The following is a 9,296-nucleotide window of genomic DNA, read 5'->3' as shown; positions in this document are numbered from 1 at the left end:
TGCGTTCGAGGCCGCCGATTCCACCGGCCCCGACCCCGGACGCCCGTCCGGACCCGACGGGGCGTCAGCCCGTCCCGGCCTCCATCGCCGCCACCAGGCTCGCCGGACGCATGTCCGTCCAGGCTGCCTCGATCCGGTCCAGGCACTCCTGCCGCGACCCCTCGGGGCCGACTCGGTCCCACCCTCCGGGGAGGTCGAGGCGCGCGGGCCACAGCGAGTACTGGGCCTCGGAATTCACCAGCACGAAGAAGCGCCCGGATTCGTCGTCGAACGGATTGCTCATGGTCCCCACCCTCTGTCCATGGTCAGGTCGCCGGCCCTCGCCGGGCGGCGTCCTCGAGTGAGCCGGTGCACACATCCCCCGAAACGCATGTGCACCACGGCGCGCGGGCCTTCCGGCACACCGCGACGGCGTACAGCTTCCCTCGAAAAACATACCTACGCCTGTCACTTATGAAGATTAATACCGAGCACCATCCACCCTTCGACAACTACCGAGAGGTAATCACTCATACATGCGAATAAAGACGTACCTTCGTCATATGCCGTTGGCGCATATCGCTTGCGGATGGATCACCCGGCGATCGGTTCACCCCTCTCTGTCCGGTTTTGACCAGACCGCGCCAAGCTCATCGGGGCCGCACGACGTCCGCCCGCCCGAGCCCCCTTCACCACCACGGCACCTCCGTGCGCCCCCCTTGCGCCCCTCCGACGCCCCTGCGTTGCTCCGCGATCAGCGCCCGCACGGGCGGCCGGATCGGGGTGGACGCCTCAGCAGGCCCCCCGGACCAGCGCGGCCAGCTCGTCGTCCCAGGCGATCAGCCGCCCCTCCGAGCCGGTCGGCACCACCCGCTCGCTCGCGTCCAGGAACGCCTCCAACTCCCGGGTGCGCAGCACCAGGAGGGCGTAGCCGTCGGGAGTGCGGAGCTCGACCGCCGTACGGGCCGCGCCGTGCGGCCGGACCCCCACGTCGCCGTCGCCCACCGGCAGGGAGAGCCCGTCGGCGAGCAGCCGACGGGCGAAGGTCCAGACGATCGGGGCGCCGTCCAAGGTGTGCTCGGGACCGAAGTGCAGGCGTACCGCGAACGGGTCGTCACGCCGGTACTCGATCCGTGCGGTGAACGGGACCGGTTCCAGCGGCACGACCAGCAGCCCGGAGAGCGGGTGGACGACCGAATCGTGCGGCATGGGGGCACTCCTGGGAACTGGCGGCGCGGGTGGCCGAGGTGAGCTGCGTGTTCCCCCCGCCCGGGCAGGCATGCTCCGCCGTCGGGATGAACCCGCTCACGTCGTCGGCGCGGGCCGCGGCGGCGCAGCGCATCCGCGCGGCCACCCCCGGCCGTGACGCCACGTCACCCTGCGGCCCGTTCCCGGCCCGCCTCCCGCCTCCCGCTTCCCGTCGAGCCCAGGAGCGGGCTCGGGACTGCGCCTCACGAGCGGTGGAGGTCGATCTCCGCCCACACGGTCTTCCCCCACGGCTGCCGGGTGCCGCCCCAGCGGTCGCAGGTGCGGTCGACCACGTGCAGCCCGTGCCCGCCGGGCAGGCTCGGGCTGTGCGGACGGCTCGGTGCGGGCAGCACCGCCGAGCCGTCGGCGATCTCGATCCGGAGCCGGTCGGGGGTGGCGTCGAGGGTGAGGTGCACGGCACCACCCGCGTGCAGCACCGCGTTCGCGACCAGCTCGGCCACCACGAGCACCACGTCGTCCCGCTCCGGCCACGCCCAGTCCTCCAGGGCGGCCACGGTGAAGCGGCGCGCGGCCGAGACCGGCTTCCGCTGCTCCGCCAGCCCGAGGCGGCGCAGCTGACCGCCCGGCGGCAGGACCGGACCCGGCAGGGGCGGCCGGTCGTTCAGAATCCCCCGGGGCGCACCCATTCGATCAACCCTCCGTTTCGACGTCGTCACACGCCTCCCGGCTTCCCCCTCCGGCGCGGATGACACGGGACGACCGGTGATCGTCACCCTTCCGGCACCGCCCGCCGGGACGCCCGGGCCCTCACCGGCCCTTCCTGCGCGCTCCTGACTCCTCGTCACCAGCCGGAGGTCCCCGGCGCGCCCTTGAACGGGCCGGCGATCCCGTCGGTGATCCAGCCGCCGTAGAAGCCGCCCTCCTGCGGCCGCACCGTCTCCCCGTCCACCGTGCAGCGGTCCACCCGGCCCGGGTAGAACGCGTAGGCGTCGCGCAGCGCGCGGTAGCCGGGCAGCGGGGCCGGGTAGCTCCAGGCCGCCTGCGCCGCCCGGCGATGACCCACCGTCAGGTCCCAGTAGCGGGCGAGCCCCTTCCACTCGCAGACGCTCACCCCCTCGGCCGGTGCCAGCAGGTCCTCCAGGACATCGGCCGCCGGCAGGTAGTAGACCGGTGGATGGCTCGTCTCCAGCACCCGCAGCGCGGACCGGGAGGAGGCGATCATCGCTCCGCCGAACCAGACCTCGACCAGCCGGCCGGGCACCGCCTCGACGGCCGGCGGGCGCGGGTAGTCCCACACCGACTCGGGGACGCCACCCGGATCCGCCATGACACTCCTCCCGCCGCCCCGCCGTGGACCTCCGAGCCTGCACCACCGCGCCGCGCAGCTGTACCCGGAGCGTCCGTGCATCGAATCCGCTCCCCCGGTGGGCCAATCCGGGCCCGCCCTCCGGTCCGAAGCCAGGGCAGGTCGGCAGACGAGGGACGGGAAAACCGCATGATCGGCGTGGAACGCACGATGGTGACCGACAGGCCGGCGGAGGAGGTGCTGCGCTACCTCGCGGACTTCGGGAACACCCGGGAGTGGGACCCGGGGACCGTCCGCTGCGAACGTCTCGACGACGGCCCGGTCGCCGAGGGATCGACCTGGCGCAACGTCTCCCGCTTCCGGGGCCGGGAGAGCGAGCTGGTCTACCGGCTGGAGCGGCTCAGCCCCGACCGGCTGGTCTTCGTCGGCCGCAACCGCACCGTCACGGCCACGGACGACATCACCGTCCGGCCCACCGGCAGCGGCTCGACCCTCACGTACCACGCCGAGCTGCGCTTCCACGGGCTCGCCCGACTCGCCGCTCCCCTGCTCCGGGGCGAGTTCGAACGCCTCGCCGACGCGGTGGCGGACCGCCTGCCGGAGGTCCTCGCCACCGGCCCCGGTCGTACATGACGGAATGTCAGTTTCCCGATCCGGCAAAGGATTCGTAAGGAAACCCGCGCGCGGGGCACCGTACGGACACGCAGGGGTACAGTCACTCTTCGAAATGACGGCACCACGGAGAGTCGCAGCCATGCAGTCCGGTACCCCCCGGCCCCCGGTGGACCAGGTCCCGTTCCTCGGGGACCTCACCCAGCAGGCCACCGTCGTCAAGTGCATGGGCCGGACGTACACCGCCGCCACCTGCGGCGACGCGGTCCAGCTCAACGACGTCACCGACCCCACCCACCCCCTGCCGCTCGGCACGGCGCACCCCGCGCCCGGCGCCTGGGAGGTGCACGACCGGAGCGGGAAGCACGTCACCAACACCGGTGACCTGCTGGACGCCCTCGCGCTCCTGCGCGAGCACCAGTGGGCGGTCACCGTCGGGGTCGGCCCCGGGCGGCGCTGACCGCGTCCCGTTCACCCCGGCGCGCGGGTTTGCCGGCGCCCGGGGCGGGCAGACGGGCGGGACGTCCGGTCGGACGCCGTCGGTCTCGTGGTCAGGTGGGGGTGTGCGGTGGCTCGGTCCTCGGGTGGCGACCGTCGGTGGTGGCGGGCCCTGCGGCGCACGCCGCTGACGATGTGGGACGAGGACGTCACCGACGTCGCCGCCGCCCTGACCTACTACGCGGTCCTGGCGGTCCTCCCGGCACTGCTGGCCACCGTGGTCGGCTTCGCACTGATCAGCCCGACGGCGGCCCGTGAGGCGGCCGCACACCTGGCCGGGCTGGTGCCGGGCCAGGCCGGGGCCGAGGTCGGCGGGGTGCTGACCAAGGCGCTGAGCGACGGTTCGACCGGCTGGACACTGCTGGCGGCCGGGGCCGGCAGCGCGCTCTGGTCGTGCTGCAGCTACCTGGCGGTGTTCCGCCGGGCGCTGCACCGGATGCACGGCACCACCGACCGGCGCTCCCCGCTGCGCAAGGTCCCGAGGATCGTGGCCACGGCGGCGGCGCTACTGGTGCTGCTGGCGGTGAGCGCCCTCGCGCTGATCCTGAGCGGCCCGGCCGCCGAGGCCACCGGCCGCGCGCTGCACCTGAGCAGCACGGTGGCGCTGGTCTGGTCGCTGGTCCGCTGGCCCGTCCTGCTGCTGGTGGTGGTGGCCCTGGTGCTGATCGTCTTCCGGACCGGCCCCGAAGCGGCCTGGCGGCGCTCCGCCGGCCTGCCCGGCGGCGCCCTCGCGGCGGCGCTCTGGCTGGCCTTCTCGGCCGGCTTCGCGCTGTACACCAGCGCCCTGGGCACCTACAGCCGCCTCTACGGGCCGCTCGCCGGGACGGTGGTGTTCCTGATCTGGCTCTGGCTCTCCAACCTGGCCCTGCTGGCGGGTGCGCAGTACGCGGCGGAGCTGCGCCGTGCCGCAGCCCCGGCGGGCGCCCCGGCCGCACCCGCCACCGCACGGCCCGCCGACGACCCCCGGCCGGCCGAGGGCTGACGCAGCGTCAGCGGGCTCCCGGCGGCGGTGACTGGGACGGCTCCGTCCGGGCAGACGGGGGAGTCCCGGGGTAGCCGGCTGCGATCGGAGGAGGACCGTGATGACGACGGACACGTGCGACCAGGACGGCGGCGGCCACCAGGTCGTCGGTGTCGATCCGACGGGCTTCCGGGGGGAGGCGCTGGACGCCCGGCCGGGCCGGGTGGAGCGGCACATCGAGGACGGGGCCTGGGCGCACCTGCCGGTGGCAGCCGGTGCGCCGGTCTCGGGCGACCACCTGCCGCTCCCGCCCTCCGTGGTGGCCCGGATCGACGTCGAGGACGAGTCGGTCCGGCTGAACCGCACCCTGGCCGTGGTGGAGGGCTCGCCGGAGGTCGCACCGCGCCGGGCCCACGATCCGCTGCTCCGGCACGAGGCCGACGCCTACTACTGCTGACGGCCGGGTCCGGCGCCGGACGGCGGAACGCCCGGCCCTCGCGGGCCGGGCGTTCCTGACGTCACGTCAGCGGCGGTGCCGTGCCGCACCGCGCCGCTCGCTCTCGACGGGCACCGGCCGGTGGACCCCTCGGTGGCGGCCCTCCGGGGCGTTCGCCACCTCGAAGCCGGCCGCCGCGATCAGGACCACCAACAGCAGGAGCAACATGGGCAGGCCCTCCAGGTCAACGGATCGATCCGGTACCGCCCGTCTGCCCCCGACGCCCGGGAACCACACCACCGTTCACCCGATCCGGTACCGCCCGCCCGGCCCGGGTTTCACCCCGGTCTCAGACCGCGACGAGCTCCCGCTCGCGCTCCACCGGGCCCGCCCCGGCCCCGGTCCGCCGGTTCGGCAGCGAGAGCCGGACCACCTTGCGCCAGGCGGAGAACACCTGCTTCGGCAGCGGGCCGGTGACGTACTCCAGCTCGTACTTCTCGAACAGCGCGCGCACCTTCACCGCGACCTCGGCGTAGCGGTTGCTCGGCAGGTCCGGGAAGAGGTGGTGCTCGATCTGGTGCGACAGGTTGCCGGTCATGAAGTGCATGGCCTTGCTGCCGCTGATGTTCGCCGAGCCCATCATCTGGCGCAGGTACCACTGGCCGCGGGTCTCGCCCTCGATCGAGCGGCGCTCGAAGACCTTGACGCCCTCGGGGAAGTGCCCGCACATGATCACCGAGTGGGTCCACAGGTTGCGGACCAGGTTCGCGGTGAAGGTGGCGGCCAGGGTGGGGAGGAACGACGGGCCGGAGAGCAGCGGGTGGACCACGTAGTCCTTGACCACCTGGCGGCGGATCTTGCGGCCGACCGCCCGGGCCCGGGCGCGGAACTCCGGGTCCTTGCGGCGGCGCTTCTGGAGGTTCTTGCCGAGCTCCAGGTCGTACGCGGCGATGCCGTACTCGAAGAAGCAGGCGTTCACCAGGTTCCACACCGGCTGGCCGAGGTGGAAGGGGTGCCACTTCTGGTCCTCGTCGACCCGCATGATGCCGTAGCCGAGGTCGTTGTCCTTGCCGATCACGTTGGTGTAGGTGTGGTGCAGCTCGTTGTGCGAGTGCTTCCACTGGTCGGCCGGCGAGACGTGGTCCCACTCCCAGGTGGTGGAGTGGATCTTCGGATCCCGCATCCAGTCCCACTGGCCGTGCAGGACGTTGTGGCCGATCTCCATGTTCTCCATGATCTTCGCCACCGACAGTCCGGCGGTGCCGACCACCCAGGCGGGCGGGAAGAGCGAGAAGAGCAGCACGCCCCGGCTGGCCAGCTCCAGCTTGCGCTGGGCCGAGATGACCTTGCGAATGTACGCGGCGTCCCGCTCGCCGCGCGCGGCGATCACCTCGTCGCGGATCGCGTCCAACTCGCGGCCGAGCTCCTCGATCTGATTGGCGGTCAGATGGGCGGCGGGGTCGATGGCGGTCACGGTGCTCCTACCGTTCGATGTCGCAGGGGCCCGCCGCGGCGGACACGCAGGTCTGGATGAGGACGCCCGGCTCGGCCTCGGTGATCTCGCCGGTGCGCAGGTCGCGGACGGCGCCCGACCGCAGCGGGGTGACGCAGCCGAAGCAGATGCCCATCCGGCAGCCGGAGGGCATCAGCACGCCCGCCTCCTCGCCGACCTCCAGCAGCGGCGTGGCGCCGTCCGCCTGGACCGTCCGGCCGGTGACGCCGAAGGTGACCGCACCGCCGTCGCCGACCACGGCGACGGCCGGGCGGAAGCGTTCGGTGCGCAGCCGCCCGCCGAGGCCGTGCCCGGCCCAGTGCGCCTCGACGGCGTCGAGCAGGCCGCCGGGGCCGCAGGCCCAGGTGTCACGCTCGGCCCAGTCGGGCACCAACTCGTCGAGCCGGGCCAGGTCGAGCCGGCCGTCCGCCTCGGTGTGCACCTCGACCAGGCGCAGCCGGCGGTCCGCCGCCAGGGCGTGCAGCTCCTCGCGGAAGATCACGTCCTGCGGCCGGGGCGCGGAGTGCAGCACCACCACGTCGGCCGCCCCGCCGTCCCGGAGCATGCCCATCACCGGCGTGATGCCGCTGCCGGCCGTCAGGTAGAGCACCTTGGCCGGCCGGGGGCGCGGCAGCACGAACTCACCGGCGGGCTGGTCGAGGTGGACCAGCGTGCCCACCGCCGCCCGGCGGACCAGGTGACTGCTGACCTTGCCGTCCGGGACGGCCTTGACGGTGATCGTCACGCGGCCGTCCCGGCGGCCGGCCGGCGAGGTGATCGAGTACGAGCGCCACAGCCGGACGCCGTCGACGTCCACGCCGATCCGCAGGTACTGCCCAGCCGTGTGGCCGCGCCAGCCCCGGCCCGGCCGGATCACCACCGTCGCGGCGTCCGCCGTCTCGGGGTGCACGGCCTCGATCCGGCCGCGCAGGGCGGCTCCGGCCCGGAGCGGGCTGACCAGGTCGAGGTAGTCCGACGGCAGCAGCGGCGTCGTGACCAGCTCCAGGAGCTTCCAGGCTCTGCCACGGAGGGCTGTGCTCGTCATGGCCCCAGCTTGCTGCGCGTATGGGCGTAATGTCCTGACCGTAGGACGTGAATCTGACCAGTCGAATTGTTCGCAGGGAACAAGCACATGAGCCACGCAGTCCGCAGGACCGCCGAACCGGTCCTGGACGAGACCACCGTCGCCGCCCTCCGGGCCGAGCTGACCACCACCGCCGAGGAGGTGGTCCGGGCGATCATCGACGAGGTCCCCTCCTACGCCAACGCCCTCTCCGGCCGGATGGGCGGCACCATCCGGCGGGCCGTCCGCACCGCCCTGGGGCACTACCTCGACCTGGCGAGCGGGCACACCACGGGCGGCGACGCGGGCGACGCGGCCTACGAGCTGGGCCGGGGCGAGGTGCGCGACGGGCGCTCGATGGACGCCCTGCTGAGCGCCTACCGGGTCGGTGCCCGGGTGGCCTGGCGCTACCTGGCGGCGGGCGCCGTCCCGGCCGGCCTGCCAGCCGCCGAGGTGGCCCGGTTCGCCGAGCTGACCTTCGCCTACATCGACGAACTCTCCGCCGCGAGCGCCGCCGGCCACGCCGACGAACTCGCCGCCCGGGGCCGGGCCCACGAACGCCACCTGGAGCAGCTGGCCCGCGACCTGCTCGCCGACGCCACCCCCGAGGAGCTCCAGGCCTCCGTACAGCGGGCCGGCTGGCAGCCGCCGGACTCGCTCACCGCCGTCCTGCTGCCGGCCGCCCAGGCCCGGGCCGCGTACCGCTCGCTCGACCCGGCGACCCTGGTCCTCGACGACCTCCCGGACGCAACCGGCCTGCTGCTCGTCCCCGACGCCGACCGGCCCCAGCTGCTGCGCCGACTCGCCGACCGCGCCGCCGTGGTCGGCCCGGCCCGGCCGTGGCCCCGGGCGTCCGCCTCGTACGCCCGGGCGCTGCGGGCGCGGGCCCTCTCCCCCGGCATCCGGGACACCGAGGACCACCTGCCCGAGCTGGTCCTGACCGCCGACGCCGACGCCTTCGCGGACCTGCGGGCCCGGGCGCTCGCCCCGCTGCGCGCCCTGCCGGCCACCACCGCACGGCGGTTGGAGGAGACCCTGCGGGCCTGGCTGCTGCACCAGGGGCGGCGGGAGGAGGTCGCGGCGGCGCTGTTCGTCCACCCGCAGACCGTGCGCTACCGGATGTCCCAACTCCGGGATCTCTTCCCGGACTTGACCTCACCGGGTCGCGTCCTCGAACTCACCCTGGCCCTGGGGCCCCGGGCCTGCTGACGGCTCGGGGACGGCTGCTCGGGCCGGGGGCGGTCGCTCGGGCCGGGGCCCGGCCGGGGCTCAGGCCCGGCGGACGGCGCGTGGGCCGGTCACCTCGGCGCCCAGCGCGGTCACCCTCGCGCGGAGCCCGCGATCCGCGGTGACCACCAGGCAGGCCCGCTCCGGGTCGGCGGTCAGGGCCGCGCCGACCACCTCGACGATCCGGTCGTCGCCGCTCCCCGGGGCCTCGACCACCGTCACCTCCGGCACTCCCGGCACTCCCCGGGCCGCCCCCTCCACCACCAGGACCACCTCCAGCGGGCCGCCGTGCCACGGCCCGCTCGTCTCCAGCCCGTGCTCCGCGACCGCAGCCAACGCGTCGCGCAGCCGCTCCGCCGCAGCCCGGCGGTCCCGCCACCAGCCGTCCGGGACCGATCCCACCACGTTCGCGGCGTCCACCACCAGCAGCGGCAGCCCGGGTCCGCCGTAGTCCTCTTCCATGACCGACAAGCCTGCCACGGACCGCAGCTGCCACTGCCCGGTACAGCAGGG

Annotated in this window: 13 protein-coding genes; 5 read left to right on the top strand and 8 right to left on the bottom strand. The window is 74.2% G+C overall.

Annotation, left to right across the window (positions count from 1 at the left end; all coding sequences use genetic code 11):
• Positions 1-64: 64 nt before the first annotated feature.
• The 4 genes from ACIRBX_RS22685 to ACIRBX_RS22670 all read right to left on the bottom strand — a co-directional run bounded on the left by ACIRBX_RS22685 (position 65) and on the right by ACIRBX_RS22670 (position 2,515).
• Entirely contained in the window at positions 65-283 is a 219-nt protein-coding gene (locus ACIRBX_RS22685) for an MbtH family protein (RefSeq protein ID WP_402298894.1), read from the bottom strand.
• A gap of 488 nt (positions 284-771) precedes the next feature.
• On the bottom strand, positions 772-1,188 hold the full coding sequence (locus tag ACIRBX_RS22680; RefSeq protein ID WP_402298893.1) for an SsgA family sporulation/cell division regulator: 417 nt from the start codon (positions 1,186-1,188) through the stop codon (positions 772-774).
• A gap of 242 nt (positions 1,189-1,430) precedes the next feature.
• A complete protein-coding gene (locus ACIRBX_RS22675) occupies positions 1,431-1,874 on the bottom strand; it encodes an ATP-binding protein (RefSeq protein ID WP_402298892.1) in 444 nt (147 codons plus the stop codon).
• A gap of 155 nt (positions 1,875-2,029) precedes the next feature.
• Entirely contained in the window at positions 2,030-2,515 is a 486-nt protein-coding gene (locus ACIRBX_RS22670; protein WP_402298891.1) for a DUF427 domain-containing protein, read from the bottom strand.
• Between the two features lie 168 nt (positions 2,516-2,683).
• On the opposite strand from ACIRBX_RS22670, the gene ACIRBX_RS22665 reads away from it, so the two are divergent.
• From ACIRBX_RS22665 to ACIRBX_RS22650, 4 genes are all read left to right on the top strand, one after another.
• On the top strand, positions 2,684-3,127 hold the full coding sequence (locus ACIRBX_RS22665) for an SRPBCC family protein (RefSeq protein ID WP_402298890.1): 444 nt from the start codon (positions 2,684-2,686) through the stop codon (positions 3,125-3,127).
• 121 nt (positions 3,128-3,248) lie between these two features.
• Positions 3,249-3,566, top strand: a complete 318-nt coding sequence (locus ACIRBX_RS22660) for a hypothetical protein (RefSeq protein ID WP_402298889.1) — start codon at positions 3,249-3,251, stop codon at positions 3,564-3,566.
• A 108-nt stretch (positions 3,567-3,674) separates the two neighbouring features.
• Positions 3,675-4,586, top strand: coding sequence for a YihY/virulence factor BrkB family protein (locus ACIRBX_RS22655; protein ID WP_402298888.1), 912 nt, complete (start codon positions 3,675-3,677; stop codon positions 4,584-4,586).
• Between the two features lie 100 nt (positions 4,587-4,686).
• On the top strand, positions 4,687-5,022 hold the full coding sequence (locus ACIRBX_RS22650; RefSeq protein WP_402298887.1) for a hypothetical protein: 336 nt from the start codon (positions 4,687-4,689) through the stop codon (positions 5,020-5,022).
• Between the two features lie 66 nt (positions 5,023-5,088).
• On the opposite strand, the gene ACIRBX_RS22645 is transcribed toward ACIRBX_RS22650, so the two are convergent.
• From ACIRBX_RS22645 to ACIRBX_RS22635, 3 genes are all read right to left on the bottom strand, one after another.
• Positions 5,089-5,229, bottom strand: coding sequence for a hypothetical protein (locus ACIRBX_RS22645; protein ID WP_402298886.1), 141 nt, complete (start codon positions 5,227-5,229; stop codon positions 5,089-5,091).
• Between the two features lie 121 nt (positions 5,230-5,350).
• Entirely contained in the window at positions 5,351-6,475 is a 1,125-nt protein-coding gene (locus tag ACIRBX_RS22640; RefSeq protein ID WP_402298885.1) for a fatty acid desaturase family protein, read from the bottom strand.
• A 7-nt stretch (positions 6,476-6,482) separates the two neighbouring features.
• Positions 6,483-7,538, bottom strand: coding sequence for a ferredoxin reductase (locus ACIRBX_RS22635; RefSeq protein ID WP_402298884.1), 1,056 nt, complete (start codon positions 7,536-7,538; stop codon positions 6,483-6,485).
• An 87-nt stretch (positions 7,539-7,625) separates the two neighbouring features.
• Here ACIRBX_RS22635 and ACIRBX_RS22630 point away from each other — a divergent pair, with 87 nt between their 5' ends.
• On the top strand, positions 7,626-8,765 hold the full coding sequence (locus tag ACIRBX_RS22630; RefSeq protein WP_402298883.1) for a PucR family transcriptional regulator: 1,140 nt from the start codon (positions 7,626-7,628) through the stop codon (positions 8,763-8,765).
• Positions 8,766-8,825: 60 nt separating this feature from the next.
• On the opposite strand, the gene ACIRBX_RS22625 is transcribed toward ACIRBX_RS22630, so the two are convergent.
• Positions 8,826-9,245, bottom strand: a complete 420-nt coding sequence (locus ACIRBX_RS22625; protein ID WP_402298882.1) for an NTP pyrophosphohydrolase — start codon at positions 9,243-9,245, stop codon at positions 8,826-8,828.
• Between the last annotated feature and the right edge of the window lie 51 nt (positions 9,246-9,296).

The sequence above is a fragment of the Kitasatospora sp. NPDC096147 genome (genome assembly GCF_044763225.1).
Lineage (GTDB): Bacteria > Actinomycetota > Actinomycetes > Streptomycetales > Streptomycetaceae > Kitasatospora.
This window is presented reverse-complemented; position numbering and strand designations above follow the sequence as displayed.

Coding starts and splice junctions, on each gene's coding strand:
- ACIRBX_RS22685 (WP_402298894.1), bottom strand. CDS start 283: ATGAGCAATCCGTTCGACGACGAATCCGGGCGCTTCTTCGTGCTGGTG.
- ACIRBX_RS22680 (WP_402298893.1), bottom strand. CDS start 1,188: ATGCCGCACGATTCGGTCGTCCACCCGCTCTCCGGGCTGCTGGTCGTG.
- ACIRBX_RS22675 (WP_402298892.1), bottom strand. CDS start 1,874: ATGGGTGCGCCCCGGGGGATTCTGAACGACCGGCCGCCCCTGCCGGGT.
- ACIRBX_RS22670 (WP_402298891.1), bottom strand. CDS start 2,515: ATGGCGGATCCGGGTGGCGTCCCCGAGTCGGTGTGGGACTACCCGCGC.
- ACIRBX_RS22665 (WP_402298890.1), top strand. CDS start 2,684: ATGATCGGCGTGGAACGCACGATGGTGACCGACAGGCCGGCGGAGGAG.
- ACIRBX_RS22660 (WP_402298889.1), top strand. CDS start 3,249: ATGCAGTCCGGTACCCCCCGGCCCCCGGTGGACCAGGTCCCGTTCCTC.
- ACIRBX_RS22650 (WP_402298887.1), top strand. CDS start 4,687: ATGACGACGGACACGTGCGACCAGGACGGCGGCGGCCACCAGGTCGTC.
- ACIRBX_RS22645 (WP_402298886.1), bottom strand. CDS start 5,229: ATGTTGCTCCTGCTGTTGGTGGTCCTGATCGCGGCGGCCGGCTTCGAG.
- ACIRBX_RS22635 (WP_402298884.1), bottom strand. CDS start 7,538: ATGACGAGCACAGCCCTCCGTGGCAGAGCCTGGAAGCTCCTGGAGCTG.
- ACIRBX_RS22630 (WP_402298883.1), top strand. CDS start 7,626: ATGAGCCACGCAGTCCGCAGGACCGCCGAACCGGTCCTGGACGAGACC.
- ACIRBX_RS22625 (WP_402298882.1), bottom strand. CDS start 9,245: ATGGAAGAGGACTACGGCGGACCCGGGCTGCCGCTGCTGGTGGTGGAC.